The sequence below is a fragment of the Bacillus sp. DE0042 genome (genome assembly GCF_007680225.1).
In the GTDB taxonomy this organism is placed as follows: Bacteria; Bacillota; Bacilli; order Bacillales; family Bacillaceae_G; genus Bacillus_A; species Bacillus_A wiedmannii.
This window is the reverse complement of sequence record NZ_VEJP01000005.1, coordinates 71,134-94,788: the sequence shown is the minus strand read 5'-3', so window position 1 is coordinate 94,788 and position 23,655 is coordinate 71,134. Positions and strand designations below refer to the sequence as shown.

24 protein-coding genes and 1 other annotated feature are annotated in these 23,655 nt (G+C 36.6%); of the genes, 3 read left to right on the top strand and 21 right to left on the bottom strand.

Annotated elements, in window-relative coordinates; translation table 11 throughout:
* The 4 genes from exsA to nadB form a co-directional block, all read right to left on the bottom strand.
* On the bottom strand, nt 1-1,345 hold a 1,345-nt coding region (exsA, locus tag FS802_RS19120; RefSeq protein ID WP_144525417.1), incomplete at its 3' end, for a spore coat assembly protein ExsA.
* Nucleotides 1,346-1,571: 226 nt separating this feature from the next.
* Nucleotides 1,572-2,678, bottom strand: a complete 1,107-nt coding sequence (nadA, locus tag FS802_RS19115) for a quinolinate synthase NadA (RefSeq protein ID WP_098654370.1) — start codon at nt 2,676-2,678, stop codon at nt 1,572-1,574.
* Nucleotides 2,679-2,708: 30 nt separating this feature from the next.
* Nucleotides 2,709-3,542, bottom strand: a complete 834-nt coding sequence (gene nadC / locus FS802_RS19110) for a carboxylating nicotinate-nucleotide diphosphorylase (protein ID WP_001092213.1) — start codon at nt 3,540-3,542, stop codon at nt 2,709-2,711.
* Between the two features lie 19 nt (nt 3,543-3,561).
* Nucleotides 3,562-5,091 carry an L-aspartate oxidase gene (nadB, locus tag FS802_RS19105; RefSeq protein ID WP_098654369.1) on the bottom strand — a complete coding sequence of 510 codons (1,530 nt, stop codon included), beginning with the start codon at nt 5,089-5,091 and terminating at the stop codon, nt 3,562-3,564.
* A 152-nt stretch (nt 5,092-5,243) separates the two neighbouring features.
* On the opposite strand from nadB, the gene FS802_RS19100 reads away from it, so the two are divergent.
* From FS802_RS19100 to FS802_RS19090, 3 genes are all read left to right on the top strand, one after another.
* On the top strand, nt 5,244-6,386 hold the full coding sequence (locus FS802_RS19100; RefSeq protein ID WP_098654368.1) for an IscS subfamily cysteine desulfurase: 1,143 nt from the start codon (nt 5,244-5,246) through the stop codon (nt 6,384-6,386).
* Nucleotides 6,386-6,928 carry a transcription repressor NadR gene (locus FS802_RS19095; RefSeq protein WP_000812240.1) on the top strand — a complete coding sequence of 181 codons (543 nt, stop codon included), beginning with the start codon at nt 6,386-6,388 and terminating at the stop codon, nt 6,926-6,928. The genes FS802_RS19100 and FS802_RS19095 overlap by 1 nt, the downstream gene beginning before the upstream one ends.
* Nucleotides 6,929-7,011: 83 nt before the next feature.
* Nucleotides 7,012-7,659 carry an MOSC domain-containing protein gene (locus tag FS802_RS19090; protein ID WP_098654367.1) on the top strand — a complete coding sequence of 216 codons (648 nt, stop codon included), beginning with the start codon at nt 7,012-7,014 and terminating at the stop codon, nt 7,657-7,659.
* 112 nt (nt 7,660-7,771) lie between these two features.
* Here FS802_RS19090 and pheA read toward each other — a convergent pair whose 3' ends face one another.
* The 17 genes from pheA to mreD form a co-directional block, all read right to left on the bottom strand.
* On the bottom strand, nt 7,772-8,623 hold the full coding sequence (gene pheA / locus FS802_RS19085) for a prephenate dehydratase (RefSeq protein ID WP_064474702.1): 852 nt from the start codon (nt 8,621-8,623) through the stop codon (nt 7,772-7,774).
* A 96-nt stretch (nt 8,624-8,719) separates the two neighbouring features.
* Nucleotides 8,720-10,630, bottom strand: a complete 1,911-nt coding sequence (locus FS802_RS19080; RefSeq protein ID WP_098654366.1) for an ABC transporter permease — start codon at nt 10,628-10,630, stop codon at nt 8,720-8,722.
* A gap of 49 nt (nt 10,631-10,679) precedes the next feature.
* Nucleotides 10,680-12,602 (bottom strand): ABC transporter permease, encoded by a 1,923-nt coding sequence (locus tag FS802_RS19075; RefSeq protein ID WP_098654365.1) that lies wholly within the window; start codon nt 12,600-12,602, stop codon nt 10,680-10,682.
* Nucleotides 12,577-13,353, bottom strand: coding sequence for an ABC transporter ATP-binding protein (locus FS802_RS19070; protein WP_000114530.1), 777 nt, complete (start codon nt 13,351-13,353; stop codon nt 12,577-12,579). Before FS802_RS19070 ends, FS802_RS19075 begins: the two co-directional genes overlap by 26 nt.
* 93 nt (nt 13,354-13,446) lie before the next feature.
* On the bottom strand, nt 13,447-14,529 hold the full coding sequence (locus FS802_RS19065) for a HAMP domain-containing histidine kinase (RefSeq protein WP_000865390.1): 1,083 nt from the start codon (nt 14,527-14,529) through the stop codon (nt 13,447-13,449).
* Nucleotides 14,519-15,226, bottom strand: coding sequence for a response regulator transcription factor (locus FS802_RS19060; RefSeq protein WP_098654363.1), 708 nt, complete (start codon nt 15,224-15,226; stop codon nt 14,519-14,521). Before FS802_RS19060 ends, FS802_RS19065 begins: the two co-directional genes overlap by 11 nt.
* A 137-nt stretch (nt 15,227-15,363) precedes the next feature.
* Nucleotides 15,364-16,647 (bottom strand): GTPase ObgE, encoded by a 1,284-nt coding sequence (gene obgE / locus FS802_RS19055; RefSeq protein WP_000497116.1) that lies wholly within the window; start codon nt 16,645-16,647, stop codon nt 15,364-15,366.
* Nucleotides 16,647-17,195, bottom strand: coding sequence for a sporulation initiation phosphotransferase B (locus tag FS802_RS19050; RefSeq protein ID WP_001003578.1), 549 nt, complete (start codon nt 17,193-17,195; stop codon nt 16,647-16,649). Before FS802_RS19050 ends, obgE begins: the two co-directional genes overlap by 1 nt.
* Before the next feature lie 63 nt (nt 17,196-17,258).
* Complete coding sequence (gene rpmA / locus FS802_RS19045; RefSeq protein WP_000944957.1) at nt 17,259-17,549, bottom strand: 50S ribosomal protein L27; 291 nt, start codon at nt 17,547-17,549, stop codon at nt 17,259-17,261.
* Between the two features lie 3 nt (nt 17,550-17,552).
* The gene (locus FS802_RS19040; protein WP_002008596.1) at nt 17,553-17,897 is read right to left on the bottom strand and encodes a ribosomal-processing cysteine protease Prp; all 345 of its coding nucleotides are present in this window, start codon (nt 17,895-17,897) and stop codon (nt 17,553-17,555) included.
* An 11-nt stretch (nt 17,898-17,908) separates the two neighbouring features.
* Entirely contained in the window at nt 17,909-18,217 is a 309-nt protein-coding gene (rplU, locus tag FS802_RS19035) for a 50S ribosomal protein L21 (protein WP_000270907.1), read from the bottom strand.
* Nucleotides 18,218-18,231: 14 nt separating this feature from the next.
* Nucleotides 18,232-18,309: a sequence feature (ribosomal protein L21 leader region), on the bottom strand.
* A gap of 77 nt (nt 18,310-18,386) precedes the next feature.
* A complete protein-coding gene (locus FS802_RS19030) occupies nt 18,387-19,775 on the bottom strand; it encodes an Rne/Rng family ribonuclease (RefSeq protein WP_098654362.1) in 1,389 nt (462 codons plus the stop codon).
* Between the two features lie 67 nt (nt 19,776-19,842).
* The gene (gene spoIVFB, locus FS802_RS19025; RefSeq protein WP_000599080.1) at nt 19,843-20,703 is read right to left on the bottom strand and encodes a stage IV sporulation intramembrane metalloprotease SpoIVFB; all 861 of its coding nucleotides are present in this window, start codon (nt 20,701-20,703) and stop codon (nt 19,843-19,845) included.
* Nucleotides 20,696-21,442 (bottom strand): stage IV sporulation protein SpoIVFA, encoded by a 747-nt coding sequence (spoIVFA, locus tag FS802_RS19020; protein ID WP_098654361.1) that lies wholly within the window; start codon nt 21,440-21,442, stop codon nt 20,696-20,698. Before spoIVFA ends, spoIVFB begins: the two co-directional genes overlap by 8 nt.
* Before the next feature lie 133 nt (nt 21,443-21,575).
* Complete coding sequence (gene minD, locus FS802_RS19015; RefSeq protein ID WP_000503312.1) at nt 21,576-22,373, bottom strand: septum site-determining protein MinD; 798 nt, start codon at nt 22,371-22,373, stop codon at nt 21,576-21,578.
* Nucleotides 22,374-22,375: 2 nt separating this feature from the next.
* The gene (gene minC / locus FS802_RS19010; protein ID WP_000391511.1) at nt 22,376-23,062 is read right to left on the bottom strand and encodes a septum site-determining protein MinC; all 687 of its coding nucleotides are present in this window, start codon (nt 23,060-23,062) and stop codon (nt 22,376-22,378) included.
* A gap of 35 nt (nt 23,063-23,097) precedes the next feature.
* Nucleotides 23,098-23,643 (bottom strand): rod shape-determining protein MreD, encoded by a 546-nt coding sequence (mreD, locus tag FS802_RS19005; RefSeq protein ID WP_000975757.1) that lies wholly within the window; start codon nt 23,641-23,643, stop codon nt 23,098-23,100.
* Nucleotides 23,644-23,655: the final 12 nt, after the last annotated feature.

Genomic DNA, 23,655 nt, shown 5'->3' with positions numbered 1-23,655 from the left:
GCATTTGATTGTTATCCATTATCGGCATCATATTTGGCATTTGGTTGTTATCCATGATTGGCATCGTATTTGGTGGTTGATTATTATCCAACATTGGCATGATGTTTGGTATTGGGTTATTATCCATGATTGGCATCATATTTGGTGGTTGATTATTATCCAACATTGGCATGATATTTGGTGGCTGATTGTTATCCAACATTGGCATGATATTTGGTGGCTGATTGTTATCCAACATTGGCATGATGTTTGGTACTTGAATATTTGGCGGTATTACTTGCGGAATGACTACATTCTCTTTCGATACATTTGGTGACACTATATTTCCTACATTTTCTTTCTTTACTTGTGGTGATACTATGTTTCCTACATTTTCTTTCTTTACTTGTGGTGATACTATGTTTCCTACATTTTCTTTCTTTACTTGTGGTGATACTATGTTTCCTACATTTTCTTTCTTTACTTGTGGTGATATTATATTTCCTACATTCTCTTTCTTTACTTGCGGTGATATTATATTTCCTATATTCTCTTTCTTCACTTGCGGTGATACTATATTTCCTACGTTCTCTTTCTTCACTTGTGGTGACACTATGTTATCTTTTTTCGTTTGCGGAGAAATGATGTTATTAGGTTTCATTTTAGTAATTTGAGGAGCAATTAACTCGCTTCCTTTTTTAATTACATCTGAAATTTTATATTCTTTTTTTGCTTTTATTGGTGGTTGCGGCGGCTGTGGTAATACATTTATCGAAAACTTCGTATTTTCTTTTTCTGCTGGTTTTTGTTTTTCTATAACAGGTGGTTTTTGAATAACAGACGGTTTTTCAACTGGTTTTTCTATTTGAATTGGCTTTTCTTTTTGCACCTCTTTTTGTGGCTTTACCTGTACTTCTTTTTGCGGTTTCACTTGCATTTCCTTCTGTGGTTTTACCTGTACTTCTTTTTGTGGTTTTACTTGCACTTCTTTTTGTGGTTTTACTTGCACTTCTTTTTGTGGTTTTACTTGCACTTCTTTTTGTGTTTGTTGCATAGCAGGTTGCTGTGTAATTGGCGCTGATTGATACGTAACTTCTTCCTCATCCTCTATTCCAAGCGGAGTTGGCGTTGCTGCAAATTCTTTTTGTTGTACTTCTTTTACGTATTGTTTTGGAGGTGATGAACCTGCTCCAGCATGTTGTTTCACGTGAACGCTGTTTGATGGTACTTTAATTTTCATACCTGGCATGATTAAATCTGGATTACTAAGTTGTGTATTTGTATTTTTCAACGTATCAAAATCCACTCCGTACTTTTTCGCAATTTTCCAAAGGGTATCCCCTTTTTGCACGATATGAATTTTCAAATTTTCCCCCTCCTGTATAACTTATCTATAAGTAACAAATCTCATGAAGTAACCCTTTCTAAATAACGTTAACTTCTTTTCACTTGTATCACTTCTTCGATTTTCAATATCATTAGAAGTGGAATAAGCATAAGAAAATCGCAATGATTTCTTCAAAACAATGTATGCCCATTTCGTTCTCGTTATGATTATATGCATGAAAAAAAGCAACAGAAATACCGTTGCTTTACACACGCTCTAACATACGATTTAATGCAAGAACCGCTTCTTCAGTCACTTGTTTATCTACGCTAATGACGTTAATTTCTTCTCCTCTTTCTACCGTTTCAAGCACCCATAATAAGTGCGGCAGATCAATTCGGTTCATCGTTAAACACGGACACATAAATGGATTAAGTGAAACAATCTCTTTATCTGGATGTTGCTGAATAATTCGGTTCACTAAATTCATCTCTGTACCAATTGCCCATTTACTTCCAGGTGGCGCTGCTTCAATCATATCAATAATATATTTCGTTGATCCTGCGTAATCCGAAGCATCAACGACCTCATAACAACATTCTGGATGTACAATAATATTCATATCCGGATGATTTTTCCGTACATTCTCAATGTTTTTCACTGTAAAGTTTTGATGAACCGAACAATGCCCTTTCCATAAAATCACTTGAATTCCTTCTATATCTCCATCGTACTCTAATGAATCTGTATGTGGGTCCCATACTGCCATTTTATCTAATGGGATACCTAAATCGTATGCTGTATTTCTTCCTAAATGTTGATCCGGTAAAAAGACAAGACGCTCTTTTTGTGTAAACGCCCAAGACACCATTTGTTTTGCATTAGAAGAAGTTACTGTTGCTCCGCCATTACGACCACAAAACGCTTTAATTGCAGCTGTAGAGTTAACATATGTTAACGGAATCATCGTATCTCCAAATAATTTTGCAAGCTCTTTCCATGCCCTTTCTGTTTGTTCAATATCTGCCATATCTGCCATCGAACAACCTGCACGCATATCTGGCAAAATAACGATTTGATCATCTGTCGTTAACATATCTGCTGTTTCTGCCATAAAGTGTACACCGCAAAATACAATATATTTCGCTTCTTTATTGCTCGCTGCAACTTGTGCAAGCTGAAGTGAATCTCCTGCTGCATCAGAAAATTGTACCACTTCATCTTTTTGGTAATGATGTCCTGGAATAAATAGTATTTTCCCCATTTTTTCTTTAATTTCACGAACACGCTTTTCCATTTCTTCTGTTGTCATCGTGTAATAACGCTCTGGTAACATCGTTTCAATCGGTTGCACTTTTTCTAAAATACTCATATTCCTTTCTCCCCCTCTAAGCCACTTTCCTTACGCCTCAATATTGAAACTAATATCAAGTGCTTTCACTGAATGTGTTAACGCTCCAAGTGAAATATAATCGACCCCTGTTTTTCCATATTTCGATAAATCTTCAATTGTAATGCCTCCTGATGCTTCCGTAACGATGGCACTTGGTACAATCTTTGAAAACTCCCGGATCTCATCTGGCGTACGGTTATCAAACATAATAATATCTGCACCAGCAGCTACAGCCTCTCTCACTTGCTCCTCCGTTTCTGTTTCCACTTCTACTTTCACCATATGTCCTAATTTTTCTTTCACCGATGTAACAGCTTTCGTAATAGAACCAGCAAAAGCAATATGATTGTCTTTAATCATGACACCGTCATATAAACCGAAACGGTGATTAAATCCGCCTCCGCACACAACTGCATACTTATCAAACATGCGTAGCCCTGGCATCGTTTTTCGCGTATCGCAAATACGTGTATGGCCGCTATCTAAAGCAAGAACAGCTTTATGTGTCATCGTAGCTATCCCGCTCATACGCTGGATAACGTTTAATATAACGCGCTCTGCCGTCAATAACGAAGCAATTGGTCCTTGCGCAGTTGCTATTATTTCGCCTTTTTCTACAAGATCTCCATCTTTTTTATGAAGCTCCACTTCAATTCTTTCATCAATTAATTTAAATCCTTCTTCAATTACTAAACGCCCCGCAAAGACACCTGTATCCTTCGCAAGAAACGTTCCTTTTGAAAGTAAATTGTCTGGAAAAATAAGCTGAGATGTTACATCTCTTTCTCCTATATCTTCTAGAAAAAATCGATTTAATGCTTCTTTCACTTTTATCGTGTTCATAGAGCCCCTCTTCCCTTCATCACACAAGTTGTAGTTTTCTTCTCACTCGAACGATCTCTTTTTTTACGCTATTTCTATCTGGATAGTCATTTCGATAATGGCCACCAATACTTTCTTCTCTTTGCAAAGCTGACACGACTATAAGCTCACAGGCTGTTAACATATTAATAAGTGTTATCTCTTCATTTGTAAGAGCATCATGTTGTAATATCATATTTCGAACACCGTACTTACTAAGCCATCTCTTTGCATAAGATAAACTTTGCTCTGTTCGCACAATCCCAACATATTTCATCATGCATTCTTGTATTTCTTCTTTCGCCGGCAAATGATTCAGAACGATAAACTTCTTTTCCTTCTCAGCCACGTTGTTCCAGCTTTCTTTTGTCGCTTTGGTTAAAATATGTTGTCCTATTCTTTTTCCAAACACAAGACCTTCTAATAATGAATTACTTGCTAATCTATTTGCTCCATGAACACCATTACAAGCTACTTCACCGACCGCATATAAATTTGGAATGGACGTCTCTCCATCACAGTTCGTTTTCACGCCGCCCATATGAAAATGAGCACCGGGTACGACTGGAATGCGTTTTTCATTTATATCGACACCATTCTTTTTACACAATGATGATACAGTCGGAAAACGTTCTTCGAAATTTTGGATAGACTCGATATTTACATACACTTGTTCACCCGCCAAAAGCTGCTCATGAATCGCTCTTGCTACTACATCACGTGGTGCGAGATCGTGATCAGGGTGTATATTCATCATAAAACGCTGTCCTTTTCCATTTATAAGGATAGCTCCTTCACCACGGACAGCTTCAGAGACGAGGCCGCAGCATCGCCCGTTCGCGTATAACATTGTTGGATGAAACTGTACAAACTCTAAATCTACGAGCTCCCCGCCTGCGCGGTACACCATCGCAAGTCCATCACCCGTAATTGTCTTATCGTTAGAAGTAAAGGCGTATAAACCGCCAATCCCGCCTGTTGCTAACACCGTATAATCTGCAACGTAACGCTTCAACTTCCCTTCACTAGTTCTTGTTAAAACTCCAACACATTTATCATTTTCTATAATAAAATCGAGCACCATTTCCTGTTCCACTACCGTAACGTGCGGAGCTACTTCTTGAATAAAATGCTCTAATAAATTCTTTCCTGTTGCATCGCCACCTGCATGTAAAATACGACGCTTTCGATGTGCGCCTTCTTTTCCAAGATGAGGACCCGTTTCATCTCCATCAAATTTCATTCCATTTTCAATGAGATTATTCATTTCTTTCGGTCCTTCCTCGACTAAATAACGGACCACATCTTCATTGTTATAATGACATCCTGCTACTAACGTATCTTCAAAATGATCATTTGGATTGTCATATGTTGCAACCGCCGCGGCAATTCCACCTTGCGCTAAATATGTATTATTATTACGATTTGTTTCCTTTGTGATAATAATCACATTCTTTTCGTGACAAATCTCTTTCGCAACACGAAGTGCCGCAACGCCACTTCCAATAATTAAGACATCTGCACTTGGCATAATTGTTGCCTCCTACTTTACACTTTTCAACTGTCTTGACACCTATATTTACATAGTTTTAAAATAATGACAAGAGTTTTTTTATAATTCTTATTTTCACTACCATTAAAAAAATATAAGAAATGTAACTCTTACTAAGGAGAGGAACTTACATGATGATATATCTTGACTATGCAGCTACTACACCTATGAGTGAAGAAGCATTACACACATATATGAAAGCAGCATCGCAATACTTTGGAAATGAACAAAGTTTACATGATATTGGAGGAACAGCCTCTTCTTTATTACAAGTTTGCCGAAAAACATTTGCTGACATGATTGGTGGAAAGGAACAAGGGGTATTCTTCACAAGCGGCGGCTCGGAATCCAACTACCTTGCGATTCAATCCCTTCTCAATGCTCGAAATAAGAAGCACATTATTACGACACCTATGGAACATGCATCCATTCGAAGTTATTTTCAATCCTTACAATCAGAAGGGTATACAATTACTGAAATTCCTGTTGATGAAGGCGGGCTAATTCATTTAGATGATTTAGAAACAGCCATTACAGAAAATACTGTTCTAGCAAGCATACAGCACGGAAACTCTGAAATCGGAACCGTTCAAAACATCACAGAGATCGGGGCACTTTTAAAAAAATATAACGTTTTATTTCATTCAGATTGTGTACAAACATTTGGTAAACTTCCTATCAATGTTTTTGAGATGGGAATTGATAGTCTCTCTGTTTCAGCACATAAAATATACGGACCAAAGGGTGTTGGCGCTTGCTATATAAATCCCCAAGTTCGCTGGGCACAAATCTTTCCGGGAACTTCTCACGAAAAAGGGTTTCGCCCAGGTACAGTGAACGTTCCTGGCATCGCATCTTTTTTAACAGCTGCTGAGAATATATTAAAAAATCAACAAGAAGAGAGCTTACGTTTTAAAGAGTTACGATCCTACTTTTTAAGACATTTACAAGCGCTTCCTCTAGAAATTCAAGTAGAAGGTCATTCTACTTCTTGTTTACCACATATTATTGGGGTTACAATAAAAGGAATAGAAGGTCAATATACAATGCTAGAATGTAATCGCCATGGTATTGCCATTTCCACCGGAAGTGCTTGCCAAGTCGGTAAACAAGAACCTTCGAAAACAATGCTTGCAATTGGAAAAACGTATGAAGAGGCAAAACAATATGTCCGCTTCTCTTTCGGACAACAAACAACGAAAGATCAAATTGATACTACTATTCATGCACTACACACAATTGGAAATCAATTTTATAGAGGTGTTAAATCATAATGAAACAAAATGACCAAAAAAAGATTTTAGGTGAAGAAAGACGACAGCTCATCCTTCAATGGCTTCTCGCTGCAAATGAACCGTTATCTGGGAATGAACTATCGAAAAAGACAAATGTAAGTAGACAAGTTATCGTGCAAGATATTTCCTTGCTTAAAGCACGAAACGAACCAATTATTGCAACTGCTCAAGGATATTTATATTTAAAACCACAAGAGAAACAACAAGCTTTCGAACGCGTAATTGTATGCCAACATAAACCAGCAGAAGTACGTCAAGAACTTACAATGCTTGTTGATCACGGCGTTACGATTAAAGATGTAAAAGTTGAGCATCCTGTATACGGTGACTTAACAGCATCCATCATGGTAAGTAATCGATTTGATGTAGAGCAATATTTACAAAAAATCGAAAACACGAATGCTTCCTATCTTTCGCAGCTAACAGATGGTATTCACTTACATACAATTGAGGCAGATTCAAAAGAAAAGTTAGATGCTGCTTGCGAGGCTCTAGATAAAGCAGGATTTCTCGTTTATTAATTCATGTAAAGCACAGAGTTTTTATCATTCTCTGTGCTTTTTTAGTGATATAATATTGTAATCAATTGTAAAGGGGATCAAATATGGGAATTGAACTCGTTCACTTTAGCATTGGCAAACCAAAACAAATGAAATATAGCGAAGATAAAGAAATGATTACTGGTATATGTAAAGAACTTACAGAAGAAGCTTTTCTCTCAAAAGATGGATTTTGTGGTGATGATGTAGCGGATTTAAAACACCACGGGGGACCTGATCGCGCAGTTTGTGTGTACCCACACGAACATTACGCACTATGGGAAGAAGAATTTCAAACTACGCTTCCAGCTTCCACATTTGGCGAAAACATTACCGTAACAAATATGTTAGAGCGTGATGTTTGCATCGGAGATACATATCAACTAGGTGAAGCAATCATTCAAGTGACACAAGCGAGAGTACCTTGTAGCACAATTTCAAAGCGCCTCGGTATTCCTGGCATACTGCCGCGCATTGTAGCAACTGGATTTACTGGTTACCTATGCCGCGTTCTTCAAGAAGGTACTGTACGTAAAGATTCTAAAATTACATTACTAGAACGTCAACCGCGCAATGTTTCTGTTTTGTTCTCTAACGAAATTTATTTTCATAATAGAAAAGATAAAGATGGCATCGAAAAGATTCTTGCTGTTCCAGAACTAGCCGATATTTGGCGTGGTCAGTTAGAGGATCGTCTTGCGAAGTTAAAATAAATAGAATCCCACCATTTATAGGTGGGATTCTATTTATCTATCACAAAATGTATTATCCGATGAAATTATATCAGCGATTAGAAGGGAAATATCGACAGTTCATCCACTTCTCTCACAACCAATAAGAAGAATAACTCCCCAGCACAGTAACAGAAAAGCCGAGTGCTTCAAGTTCCATCGTTACGCCTGGCAATAATACATCATCGTATGCTTTATCGACATCGATTAAGAAAAAGTAATTTCCAAGACCTGTTTTCATCGGGCGGGATTCGATTTTTGATAGATTTAATTTTCTCCATGCGAAAGCTGATAACACTTGATATAGTGCTCCTGCGTAATCAGCAGGTAACGTTATCATAAGCGTCGTTTTCTCTCCGCGGTTTTCTCCGTTATTTGGGAGTATTGCTTTCTTTTTTTTATGGAGCACGAGGAAGCGTGTATGATTATTTTTATGCGTATGAATGCTACGTCTTACGATCGTTAATCCATATTTTTCTGCGGCTGCTTCATTTGCAATAGCAGCGATTTTTTCTTCAGGATGTTCTTTCACATATTGCGCAGCAGCACTTGTTGATGTCATATCTCGAACAGTTACTCCTTTTAATTCTTCATTTAAAAACTTGTGGCACTGTGCAATGGCATGCGGATGAGAATGCACCGCATATACTTCATCCCACACTTCTGCATACTGCGGATGTACAAGTAAATGCTGCTGAATTGGTACTGTAATTTCTCCTACAATGGAGAGCGGCTGCTCATGTACAAGATAATCAACCGTTATATTCACTGAACCTTCTATGGCATTTTCTAACGGTACAACTGCGAAGTCTACATTTCCATTTGCAGCTGCATCAATACAGTCTGGAATCGTGCGATACGGTACATGCTCTGCTTCCGGAAAAAAACGACTCACCGCCATATTTGTAAATGTTGCTTCCGGTCCTAAATATCCTACTCGAATCATCGTCTTTTCCCCTCTTTTTCGTTTTCTTACTGTTATACCATACTTTTTTATATTCTTCTATGTAAATTTCGAATATTTAAAAAAGACTAGCGTTTGCTAGTCTAAATGTTTCCTATATTCTCTTTGAGCGAAAAAGAAATAAACGATGCATGCAGCGATATAACACAGAATAAACAAGCCTACTTTTCTTAATGAACCATCCATAAAGATCGTATTATGAAACGTATATAGCGCAACTGCACTATGCATACTTCCTACTATAATTGGCGCAAAAAATAGCATACACAATTGCCAACGGGAAATTTTCCACACTTCTTCTTTCGTCATTCCAAGCTTAGAGAGCGCCCCGTACCCTTTACGATCCGATGAAATGTTATGAAACCATTTAAAATATACGATGCTACATGAAGTAAGAAAGAATAATATACTAATAAATGAGCCTAAAAATAGAGTAATATCGCCGCCTTCTTTCATATTTACATATAACTCCATATTGCTTCGAAATGCATTATTATCTTGTTTCATATGTTTCCGTAAATCTTCATTTAATTTCTTCGTCTTTTCGATATTTGGTAATGTGTAGCCTCTATATATCATTTTTTCAGAATCAGGAACCTGATTTGCTATACTGTCAAAATCTTCATCATTCATAACGAAGAACAGACCATTAATGTACGAAGGATGATGGTTAAATTGAACCCCTTCTTTCTGACCGTTAAATACGAATTGATATGGTTGATTCATTACTTGCAATTGAATCTCTTTTTGATCATACATATACGGATGATTGTATTTACTATAATAAACGAGTGTAACTGTTCCTTTTTTAGGATGATACGTTTTCTGTTTTTGTTTTCTTGCCTCTTGATTGTATTCACTTTCTTTAATGAGCGGCGCTACTTCTGTTTCTCCCTTATTGGACTGAAAAGATGCATACACTCCAACAAAACTCATAGTTTGAAAATCATTATACCCATATTGATGCAATAATTGTTCAACCGCACCTTCCGCAAAGACTTCATGAGAAGAAGTACCTTTTTCTATGTAAGAAAATGAGTGTACTCCCCCGCCCCGCCACATATCTTGCATACCAGAAAAATATAAAAATACCGTACCTGTTGCCGTAACTACAAACGTCGTTGCCATTGACATTAGAAAGAAAAAACGACCATTTTCCTTCATTCGATGTGACAATTGATTCACTATAAATAAATACGGGTATGTATACATAATCTTTTTATTTCGTTTTATCATTTCTAATATTTGAGCAGTGCCGTGTGTAAAAGAAAAATACGTTCCGAAAAAGACAAGTATAGACACAGGGAAAAAATAGAATGCTATCGTTGTCACCGTCGCTTGTAACGCTAACGCATATCCTATCCCTAAACAAATAAAGCCGAATATACAAAGCCACATTGATGTTTTCTTCTCTTTTTTATCTGCTCGAAATTCTTTCAATAACCGAATGATTTTTATATTCCATATTCGTAAAGCACTTATAAAAGATAAAACAACAAATACGAACATATACGTAATAAACGTTCCCCCAATTGCTCTCACATCAAATATGACAGGGAGTTCTTTCGGGAGTTGAAGTAACATACTAAACACCATGAAAAAGAGCTTTAAAAAGATTATACCAAGCCCAATACCGAAAATATTAGCAAATACCCCGATCAATATTTGCTCGGTCATAATCACTCCTATTACGTTAGATTTCGTTGCTCCCATTAACATATATAATCCTAATTCTTTCTTACGTGCCTCTATGAAAATAGAAGTAGCGTACAAAATAAATATGACGAAAAAAGAAATAATTATAACATTACATATGATAAGTCCCCAGCGTACGTTTTGATACCACATCGTCTCTTGCATATACGGATGTACAATGACAGACATGTATGCAAAAGACGCAAATATCGCAAAACAACTACTTAAGAAAAACACTTTATAATTACGCCAATTTCCTTTTATATTTTGCAGCGCTAGTTGCCGAATGTTCATCTATCGTCCCCCTATAACTTACTACATAGGCAAAAAGCTAGAGGTTTCTCTAGCTTTGCACGTGTTTCAAATATCCCCTTTGCGCGATCATAAAGTAAATCGCAGAAGCTACAATGTATGCTCCAATTACAATCGCACCTGATTTCCATAAATCAATATAAAGCATTTTCCCTAACGTATGAAGAGCAAATCCACTATGAATTGCACCGATCAAAATTGGGATAAAGAAGATAACGCCCATTTGTCGAATCGCAATTTTACGAATTTCTTTATCTGTCATACCGATTCTCTTTAACGATTTAAATTGAATACGATCTTGTTCTTTATCGTTAAACCATTTAAAGTATGTCATACTACAAGCGAAAAAGAAGAACAGTACAGCTACGAAGAAACCGATAAACATCGTAATTGCTCCTGATTCCCTTATATTTTTATAAGCAAACACCGAGTTATTTAATTCCCCTTGCTTATCTGGTGCAATTTCCTTTTTCAAATCTAACACAAGGTCTTCCGTACTTTTCCAGTCTTCTATATAATAACCATAATATTTCGTCTTTTCTTCATCTGGTACGAGCTTTGCGTATTTCTCAAAATCTTGATCATTCACAATGAGATATTCACTATCATTAAAAACAGAAAATGAAGTTGGATCATTTAATTGAACAGACTGCGTTTGTCCGTTAATTTTAATTTCATACGGTTTCGTACGATCTATCTTCATCATATCGTTCGCCATATCCATTACGACCATCGTTGCACTACCTGGTGCATTATGAACTTCTCTAACTTGCTCTCTCTTTTGTTTACGTACTTCAGCATTATATTCTTTTTCTGAAACAATCGCCATCGGTACTTCATGTTCACTGTTAAACATCGTGATTTTTTGAGTTCCAGGAAGTTTTACGTACATTACTTCTCGCGCTTCTTCAAATCCGTGTTTTTTTATTAATTCTTTTGCCTTTCCTTCTTTGATGACATTATGCGTATTTATTCCCTTTTCCTCATACGAAATAGCATGCGGGGTACTAGTTACTGCCTTATAACTCATATCCTCAAAAAATACGTACAGTGTACCAACTGCTGAAGATACAACGGCCGTAATGATAGAAATTACAAATAGAAAACGAGCATTATCTTTCATTTTATAAATAAGATTGCTAAGTACGAACATATTTGGATATGTATAAAAAGATCTTTTTCTTTTTTGCAATGCTTTTAATACGACTGTACTACCTTGTGTAAACAGTAAATAAGTTCCGCCTATCGTCAGCCCTACAATCGGTAAAAACAGAATGATAAAATTCATAAATGTCACTTGGAAGCTCAGTACATATGCAACAATAATACATCCTATACCAACTACACATAACGATGTAAATGCAAAAGGTTCTACTTTTTGTTTTCTTGCTTCTCTTAATAAATCAATAATTTGCAAGCGCCCTACTGTCCAAACACTAAACAATGATAGGATTAAAAATAGAATAAAGTATATACCTGCTGTAATAAGAATTGCTTTACTATTCCATACGAGTGGAAGTGTTTTATCTATTTTCAATATTACGCTTAATGCTTGGAAAAATAATTTTGAACAAAGCATGCCAAGCCCAATACCTACTACAATTGCAATGCTACCTAACATAAGCTGTTCTAATATAATCATTCGGCCAAGTTGAGATTTTGTTCCGCCTATTAATGTTAATAGACCAAACTCTTTTTTTCTTGCTCGTAAAAATGTTGAATTTGCATATAAAATAAAGAGTGCTGAGAAGATGACTACAATATAATTCATCGATTCTAGCCCTTTTGAGATCATCCCTCTCATACTAATATTACCACTTACGACATCTGGATGATAAATAAAGGAAGCATACATGAAAAATACGACAATCGATAAACAGCTACTAATAAGGAAAGCTTTATAATTACGCCAATTTCCTTTTACGTTATTAAGCGCGAGCTGGCGAAAGTTCATGATATTCCCCTCCTAGCATCGCAAGTACGTCCAGAATTTCTTGGAAAAAGGCTTGTTTCGTTCTTCCTTTATGTATTTCTGAAAAAATTTCTCCGTCGCGAATGAAAAGAATACGTTCGCAATAACTCGCCGCTACTGGATCATGCGTTACCATTGCAATTGTCACTTTCTTTTGTTCATGTAAATCTTGCAACGCGCTCATTAATGATTTTGCTGACTTTGAATCTAAGTTTCCAGTTGGCTCATCCGCTAAAATTAACGTCGGTTCATGAATGATCGCTCTCGCAGCTGCTGCACGTTGTTGCTGTCCGCCTGATACTTCATATACTTTTTTATTTAATATTTCTTCGATATTTAAGAACTTTGCAATCTCAAGCACTTTTGCATCGATTTCATTTACAGATTTCTTCGCCATTACAAGTGGTAAAATGATATTTTCTTTAATCGATAACGTATCAAGTAAGTTAAAATCTTGGAAAATGAACCCTAAATGTGTACGGCGAAACTCTGCTAATTTTGCAGCACGCATTTGATTAATTTCTTCGCCATTTACAAGCACATGACCTGAAGTTTGCTTATCAATTGTTGCTAATAAATTTAAAAGCGTTGTTTTCCCGCTTCCTGAAGGACCCATAATCCCTACAAATTCGCCTTCTTCTATTTTAAAATTTATATCATTTAAAGCAGTCGTCGCTACTGAACCTTTTGATTGGTACACCTTTGTTAATCCTTTTACTTCAAGAACACTCATTTCTAATCCCCCTATGTGTTTTCTTCTTACATTTACTATAAGAAAAATAAGAAAAAGAAACGAGTGATTTCCCTTACAAAACGTTTTGTTATCTTACAGTTTTGTCATTTTTCTCATTAATGTATGATATTCTTCATCTTTTGCAAATTGGAACGTGAATGTTGTCCCTTCCCCTTCAGCCGATTGCACATACATTCCATGATGTAAATTATCGCAAATTTCCTTCGTAATATATAAACCCATTCCAGTCGCTTCTCTCGTTTTACGGCCATTTATTCCCGTAAAGAATGGATCAAATATACGCTTTACATCTTGCTTTGGAATACCAATTCCATTGTCCTTAATATGTAGTAACACCTTTTGATCTTTCTCTTCAATTTGAAATTGAATTTCCTTTTTCTCTGCTTCTGAAATTTTCGTATACTTAATTGCATTTACAACAATTTGCCCTATAGCAATACTGAGCCATTTTCTATCAGATGCAACCATACAAGTATCTTCATCAAACATTACTTTCGGAAATACCGACGATTGAATGAAAGATTTTCGATTTTCATTAATAATACCCCTGATGATATCTATCACATTTACTACTTCTACTTTATAATCTTTCGCAAATTGCTCTAACCTTGCCATATGTAACGCTAAATCTAAACCATTTAGTATACGATTATTTTCTTCGCGAATACTTTCAACTGTTGCTCTTGCTTCACGATGCTCTTTACCAAACTTTTGTAATAGCAATTCTATAACCGATACTGGTGTTTTCATTTGATGAATCCATTGGTTCATAAATATCATTTGCTGTTGTTCTTTCGCATGTTGTTTATGAACTTCATTCATATATTGCTGTCTTAATAGCGTAAACGATTCAACAACCATCTCTTGCTCTGACGTATAAGAAGTATCAATAAGTAAAGAGTCGTGTAATGTATTTCCGCTAGCAACATATTTTTCGATTCTTTTTAAAAATACACTTCGTTTTCGATAATCGTAAATGAGGTATACAATAAATACAACTGTCCCTAATAAAAGCCCATATAACCACGTACTCCAATCAATGGATCTTTTTTCTAAAAAACTTTGCAACTGCAAAACGAGCCCAAATAAACAAAGGCTACTAATATAAGAAAGAAGTAAAGAAAAACGGTCCATGAAGTAATTTTTAACCTTCATGCCCTTCGCCCCACTCTGTAAGAAGCGCATAACCATATCCGCGTTTCGTTACAATTGCATTTTGAATGCCTAGCTCCTCTAGTTTCTTCCTTACGCGTTTTACATTTACGGTTAATGTATTATCATCAACAAAAGCTACCTCATCCCACAGGGCTTCTAACAGTTCTTCACGCGTTACATATTGATTTGCTTGTTTCATTAAACATTCTAATAAGTAAAATTCATTTTTTGTCAGCTCCGCTTGTTGCCCCTGCCACTCAACAATGTGCTGGGACGGAAATAACAACAGTCCATTTACACCTAAACAATCACTCTCAGCAACAGAGGCATACTCACCATAGCCACGACGAAGTGCACTTTTCACCTTAGCCATTACAATATCTAAATGGAATGGCTTCGTAATGTAATCATCTCCACCATTCTCGATCGCCATTACTTGATCCATTTCCCCTGTTCTTGCAGAAACAAAAATAATCGGCGCATTCGATACAGTACGAATTTGACGACACCAATAAAAACCATCAAAATATGGTAAATTAATATCCAGTAATACGAGATGAGGATTTATTTTTACGAACTCATCTTTTATATGACGTAAATCACTTGCTCTAAATGATTGATAGCCATACCTTTCTAAATGCTCCTCTAATATTCCCGCTATTTTTTCATCATCTTCTACAATTAATATTTTATACATGTTCGTTTTCTCCCCATAAAAAATTCTTCCAAAGCCACTCCTTGTTCTATTATAAATTGAAAATTAAATTAGTGGGTATTTTTTCCTATACGAATCAGACATTTACAATAAAAAAAGACTGCCATATTTCGGCAGTCTTAATCGATAAATTCAAATTGATATTCAAGAATTTTTACAATATCTCCGTCTACTGCACCACGTGCACGAAGGGCTTCATCAATACCCATTCCACGCATTTGACGAGCAAATCGGCGTACAGATTCATCACGTGAGAAGTCTGTCATTTTGAATGTTTTCTCAATATCATAACCAGAAATAACAAATGTGCCATCACTTTCGCGTGTAATTTCAAAATTAGATTCAGATTCAAATTTGTACATTACACTTGCTTCAGATTCTTCTACATCATCGTACATTGGGAATTCTGGTGTTGTTTCTAATAAGTTCGCTACTTCAAATAGTAAGTCACGAACACCTTGTTTCGTTATAGCTGAGATTGGGAAAATTTTCACTTCGTCTCCCAATTTTTCTTTAAATGCTTGTAAGTTTTCTTCTGCACCTGGCATATCCATTTTGTTTGCAACAACAACTTGTGGACGCTCAGTTAAACGCATATTGTATTCTTTTAGTTCACTATTGATTGTTACATAATCTTCATATGGCTCACGGCCTTCTAAACCAGACATATCGATAACGTGCACGATTACACGTGTACGCTCAATATGACGTAAGAATTGGTGTCCAAGTCCGACGCCGGCATGTGCGCCTTCAATTAGTCCAGGAAGGTCAGCCATAACGAAGCTGCGGTTATCACCAGTTTCAACAACACCAAGATTTGGAACGATTGTTGTAAAGTGATACTCTGCAATTTTCGGACGCGCTGATGATACAACAGATAATAATGTAGATTTACCTACACTTGGGAATCCAACAAGTCCAACATCTGCTAGCACTTTAAGTTCTAACGTGACATCACGTTCTTGACCTGGTTCACCGTTCTCAGCGATTTCTGGCGCTGGGTTCGTCGGTGTTGCGAAACGTGAGTTACCACGACCACCGCGGCCACCCTTTGCGATTACAGCTGTTTGTTCATGCGTTACTAAATCGGCAAGAATTTCACCTGTTTTTTCATCTTTTACTATTGTTCCCGGTGGAACCTTTACGATTAAATCTTCAGATTTACGACCGTGCTGACCTTTACTCATTCCATGCTGACCACGATCAGCTTTGAAATGACGTTGGTAGCGGAAGTCCATTAATGTACGTAAGCCTTCCTCAACAACAAAAACAACATCTGCACCTTTACCACCGTCGCCACCTGCTGGGCCACCTTTAGGTACATACTTCTCACGACGATACGCAACCATTCCGTTACCACCGTCGCCGCCTTTTACATATATCTTGACCTGATCTACAAACATTATTTCACCACACTTTTTTCGATTGGTTGTAATATAACTGAGACTTCTTCGTCTCGTACTGTATAAGAAATGGAATACCATTTATTGTTTTGGTTCGCAAGCCAATTCTGTAGTTCTTCTACACTCGTTAGCTTACCACGAAAATCAAAAAAGAAACGAGCATTCTCCGCGTCACATTCAATTGTGATACAAACATAATTTTCAACATATACGTCTAAACTATGCTGAAGTATTGAGAAAAATTGATTCGTCCATATACATACAGTCTCATCTAAGTGAGATAAGTTATGTAATTTCCCTAATACTTCGTACTCCAATAAGCACGGCTGCTGTTTCCAATTATATGTTAAAATCCACTCTGAAAATAAAGGCATTGATAGCCCTATCAGATTGGATTCTTGTCTCGCTTCTTGGACAAAACGATCGATGAGACTATGGATCTCTTCCACTTTTCCAAGGGAAAGGTTTCCTTTCACCATCTGCATACGATTGAGCCAATCATGTCTTGAATGACGCAATGCATCTATAATTGTCCATTTTTCATTCATTTAGATACCCCTTAATATAGAAAAACTCTAACCTGCACTCAGGTTAGAGTTTTCCGTGAGTTCTTATGCTTCTTGAGCAACAGGATATACGCTCACTTGTTTGCGGTCACGGCCAAGACGCTCAAAGCGTACTACGCCGTCAACTTTCGCGTATAAAGTGTCATCGCCACCACGACCAACGTTAACACCTGGATAAATTTTTGTACCGCGTTGACGGTAAAGAATTGAACCACCTGAAACCGTTTGACCATCTGCGCGTTTAGCACCAAGACGTTTTGACTGAGAGTCACGACCGTTCTTTGTACTACCTACACCTTTCTTAGATGCGAAAAACTGAAGATCTAATCTTAACATACGTTACACCTCCTGCACTTTTTCTATTAAACGGATATACTTTCCGTAATCAAGTTCGATCGTCTTAAGCGAAACAACCAATCCTTCTAAAAGTATCTGTGCTTTTTCTGCTGTATGAACGTCTAAATCATTAGGCAATTCATACGTTAAGAATCCGCCGTCACTTCCGAGTTCAATAGTTGCCTGCACATTACAAAGTTCTTCCACTGCATTTATAGAACCAAACACAACCGCTGTAGTTCCAGCACAGACAAGATCTTGTCCATGTGGCGCATAATTGGCATGTCCAGTCATTTTAAATGATTGGATACTTCCTAATTTCGTGCGACTTATCGTAATTTTAATCATGTTAACCTGGATTAAGCGTTGATAGCTTCAACAACTAGCTTAGTGTAAGGTTGACGATGACCTTGTTTCTTACGATTGTTCTTTTTCGCTTTGTATTTGAAAACGATGATTTTCTTAGCGCGACCTTGTTTTTCAACTTTCGCAGTAACTGTTGCACCTTCTACAACTGGGCTACCAACTTTAACGTTTTCGCCACCAACGAAAAGAACTTTGTCAAAAGTAACAGTTTCACCAGCTTCAACATCTAATTTTTCAATGTAGATTGCTTGACCAGCTTCAACTTTAATTTGTTTTCCACCTGTTTCGATAATTGCGTACATACTTGCACCTCCTCTTAATTACTAAGACTCGCCAAAAACGAGGTAGACATAAATGTCTTTAGGGAACCTGTCTTGTGCGGTTGTAGCATATAGCCGTTTAGGTGCTATAAACTATAACATAAAGATGTTATCATGAATCATAGACGGTTGTCAATAAATGTTCTGCTAACTATTTTTTCCGTTCTACAATTTCTGTTTTACTTCCAAAACGAATAATAGCATACCTTTCGATCATATCATCTTTGAAATAAATTTCAAATGGAATATTTTTGTGTAATTCTTTTTGCAAGAATTGTTTTTGTAATTCTTTAGGTGCCGCGATTAATACTGCCTCATCCTCTATATTGCCATATGTAATTAGCTCTCTCTCTAACTCATACGCAATTGTTTCATATGACATCACATACCCCGTCGCTTTGCACGGTACACACTCTTCTAGTAATACGTCGCGTAAAGAATGTTTCTTACGTTTACGTGTCATCTCCAAAATCCCTAACTCTGTAAAACCGAGCACTCTTGTATATGTGCGATCATTTTGCATAGCAGCCATCAGACATTCTCTTACCTTTTCTTTATCTTCTCTTCTTTTCATATTAATAAAATCAATTAATATCATACCACCGATATCACGCAGTCTTAATTGACGTGCAATCTCTTCAGCTGCCACTTCATTTGTACGAAGGACTGTATCTTGTAAATTCTGTTTTCCAGTAAACTTGCCCGTATTCACATCAATTACAGTCATCGTCTCCATTTGTTCCACAATTAAATAAGCACCATTCGGAAGCCACACAATTTTTTGAAGTGCTTTCTCGATCTCACGCTCTATTCCAAAATGGTTAAACATTGAAGATTTTTCATTATAAAAAGATACTTTTTCTTTTCCGATCTTTTCTTCTAATTCTTTTACTATACTTCTTGTATCTACAACTACTTTTTCAATCGTTTCAATCGGATTCTCTTGGAATACACGATCTAAAAAGGTCGCCGGTCGATGAAGTAGTAACGGTGCCTTTCCTTGGCCCTCTTTTCTTTTTAGCTCTTCATATAACTGCTGTAACCTTTGCATTTCAGCTTGTATTTCTTCAATTTCTCCTTTTTCAGAAGCAGAGCGGAAAATATAACCTCCTGTCCCTTCTACCTCAATTTGGAGTAGCTGTTGCCTTCTTTTATTGTTTTTTATTTTCCGAGAAACCGCACGCATTTCATCATATGGCATATAAACGACATATTTCCCGGTAAATTCTATGTTCGCCGTCAATTTCGGTCCTTTCGTATCAATTGCCTCTTTCACAACTTGCACGAGTACTGCTTGCCCTTCATGTATACGATAAGAAGATGGTACATCATCGTATGAAAGGTACGCATGTTTTTCTAAACCGATGTTTACAAAAGCTGCGTTCATTCCAGCAATCGTTCTTACGATACGTCCAACATAAATATGCCCAACAATCTCTTGTTCTTCATTTCGTTTCCATAAAAACTCAACAATTTTTTTCTTCTCTTCAATTGCAACGCGTTTTTCCGATCCTGCATAGTTCATATATAACGTTTTCAAAATTCTTTCCTCACTTTATAATCTTCTTTGCTTTTACAATAATAAAAGGTTAGTGCTATCGTCAACACTAACCGATTAATTCTTCAACAGATGAAGTTGTTCGTTTTTCAGTAAAATACGCATAGAGTAATTCATTTTCATCCAATGTGTAATGTTCTTTATATTTTCCATGGACGATAATAGAGTGCTTATACCCTCTACGAAATTTTGTGAATATCTTATATAAATGATCTTCGGATTGCACTTCAATAGGTGCAATCTTTTCAATTCCTCTTTTGTTCCCATAATAGCGTTCTAATAAAAAACGCATAAAGGCATACTGTCTTTGTTTCCACTCTTGATATAACGACACCGCTAAAAATATGAGTAATACCCACATCATAATATTGTTACTATTCCAAAGTAACTGCCACACTAGTATTACACTAAAAAAAACACATGATAATTTCATCATCTTTTCATGTGCTTGTAAATAAGGAAAACGATATGATAATACGTTAAACAATACTTTTCCACCATCAAGCGGCCAAATAGGTAGTAAATTAAATGCTAAAATAATTATATTATTCCATATAAAGAAATAATATAAATCTGCACCCAGCCAACCAGCTTCAAACACTATATAACCTACCACCATCATCCAAATATGTTGTATAGGCCCTGCAATTACAACAACAAGTTCCTCTTTCAATGACTTATTCCCATGTTCCTCAAGCTCAGCCACACCACCAAACGGTAAAAGTTGAATCTTTTTAATACGCCAATTGTAGTGTGCCGCCGCGAAGGCATGCCCAAGTTCATGGATAAGAACGATACAAAATAACAGTAGTAACTCTTTAAAACGTGCCGTAAAAATACCAATGACAATAATAACCCAAAACAACGGATGCACTGAAATCTTCGTTAAAACTTCTCTATATTTAATCAAATGAAATCACCTGGATCGGGTCAATAAATTTTTCATTCTTTTTTATCGCGAAATAAAACTTACCATTTTTATTATTCGCATCATTATTCACCGTTCCAATTTTTTGTTTCTTTGAAACGTAATCATATAATTTCACTGTCATGTCATTTAAATTCGCATACCACGATTCTGTTCCATCTGCATGCTGAATTTGAACCGTATTACCAAGTTCCTCTTTCTTACCTGCAAAAACAACTAGCCCTTCATTCACTGACTCAACAGTTGCATTTGTAGCTGTTTGAACAAATACACCTTGGCCATTTTTTTGAAACCCTTGCATCACCTTTCCAGAAGCAGGGATGGCATAATCTTTTTGCTGAATAGTTCCTTCTTTTTTCTCAGTAGGTGAATAAAATACGAGCGGTTTTCCAAACTGCTTTTCGTACCATTTCGCTACAGTAGCAAACTGAAATTCTTCTTTCATCACTTTTTCGGTAACAGCTTTAGCACCGTCGAAAGAAGGGGGTGCATTCTTATATAAAATAGCGACAGAAAGAACTAATATTGCTGCTAACAAAACTTTGAAGAAAAATACTTCTTTTCGAAATAAAGGATGAATTTCCTTTTCTCCTTCTTCAATAAATACTGTTTCACTATCAAAATTCCCACCAGCAAAATACTGCTCTTCCTCCATCCTTTCTTGCTCTGCCTTCCTTTTCGCAATCCGTTTTTTAATTTCTTCTACACGTCTATTCTTCATACTGTCTCCTTTCTTTCGTTAAGCTAATTTAAATAGAAACAGTTGTATACAGTTTGTACATATGTATGAGCTAAGAAAGGAAGATATTCGTGTGAAGAAAAAAGAAAGCACTTCGCATATGTGCGAAGTGCTTTTAACGGATTCCAAAGAAGTTTTTCATCTTTGTAAATACCGATACCTTTTCTTGTCCAAATGCTTGCAATGGTACATTCTCACCCAACAAGCGTCTTGCAATATTACGATAAGCTAACGCTGCTTTTCCGCTCGGTTGCAACGCTACAGGTTCACCTGTATTTGTAGCACGAATAACTTCATCATCATCCTCGACAACCCCAAGAAGCTCGATTGACAATGTACGTACGATTTCATCAACATCTAACATATCCTGCTCATGAAGCATATGACTACGCACACGATTAATAACAAGTTTTGGTGGTTCAATATCCTCTTTTTCTAAAAGCCCGATAATACGATCCGCATCGCGCATTGAGGATACTTCTGGCGTCGTAACAACGATTGCTTTATCCGCACCAGCTACCGCATTTTTAAATCCCTGCTCAATCCCCGCAGGACAATCAATTAATATGTAATCATAATCTTGACGTAATACTTGTATTAATTCATCCATTTGTTCAGGTGTTACCGCTGATTTATCACTCGTTTGTGCTGCAGGTAATAAATAAAGATCATCAAAACGCTTATCTTTAATAAGCGCCTGAGGTAAACGGCAACGCCCTTCAACGACATCAACAAGATCAAATACAATACGATTTTCCAGCCCCATTACTACGTCTAAGTTTCGAAGACCGATATCTGTGTCAATTAAGCACACTTTCTTTCCAGATAACGCCAGGGCTGTACCAATGTTCGCAGACGTTGTAGTTTTACCTACTCCGCCTTTTCCAGATGTAATTACTATTGCCTCTCCCACAGCTATACAATTCCCCTTTCTAACTTTGTTAAATTAGGTCTAAGATGAGTGAGAAGTTGCAGTCGATCGACAACAATGTGATTGTTCTCATTAATATACGCACATTCTGCCGCCTCCGCTCCGTCTTCTTTCTCTTCCGGAGCCCGCATTGCCACATCACTAATTCGAAGTTGCATCGGGTTCATATCAGATGCAGCGATTACAGCATCCGAATCCCCATAATACCCAGCATGCGCAATTCCTCTTAATGATCCTACGACAAAAATATTCCCCCCAGCGATAACCGTTCCGCCTGGATTAACATCTCCAATTAACAATAAATTTCCTTTTACATGTAAAACTTGTCCAGAGCGAACAATTTTGGAAATAGGGACAATTTCTGTTTCTTCTTTCCAAGCTATTGCTTCTGCTTTCGTTATAACATCACTTTCAATTGAATCCACAACAAGATTCTTTTTATTACGAATTAACGTACGAATCTCTTCTTGTTGGACTTCTGTTAAATAACGATTTCCCACTTTCACATGCACTTCAATTAAAGAGCGCCCATCACCATCATAGTAATGTGTAGAAAGCTTTTCATCCAGTTCCTCCAGTAATTCAGAGAATGAACAACAATCATCTAAATGAAGCGTTATTCCGTCTTTTGTCCCTTTTATTGTTACATTTTGTTGCTTTTTTTCTTCCACTAAAGTTCACCCCACCGATTCAATTCGACATAAAATTAGAAAATCCTTTTTTCTTTTTCTTCCATCGCTTTTGAAAGACGCACTAAATATCGTCTCAGTGGGAAACAAACTATCAATAAGAAAATTGCATTTAGCAATAAAGTAGACAGGAGACGATCTGTGAAAAAGACATACGCTGACATATGAGTACGTCCTAACAAAGTTAAAAATCCATACACATAATACTCTAGTGCTACAATGCTAGCTAGTACAATAGAAGCAACAATAAATAAATTCAATTGTAGTATCTTCATCACACTATAAACTAAATAAGCTAAAATCGGATACGCAAATATATATATACCGACAAGTTCTGTGTATACGGTATCAAATAAGAAACCAAATAAGAGTCCGTAATAAATCCCTTGGACCGGACTATAGTACACAGTAATAAAACATAACACAATTATAAAGAAATGAGGTGCTGCTATACTGTCTTTCCAAAAAACCTCTGTTGGAACAATAGTAGCAAACATATTTTCAAATAGAAAAACAAAAAGGAGCAAAAGAGGAAGAGCTGCTCTTTTTAAAATCTTCATCATCTCTTCTCCCCC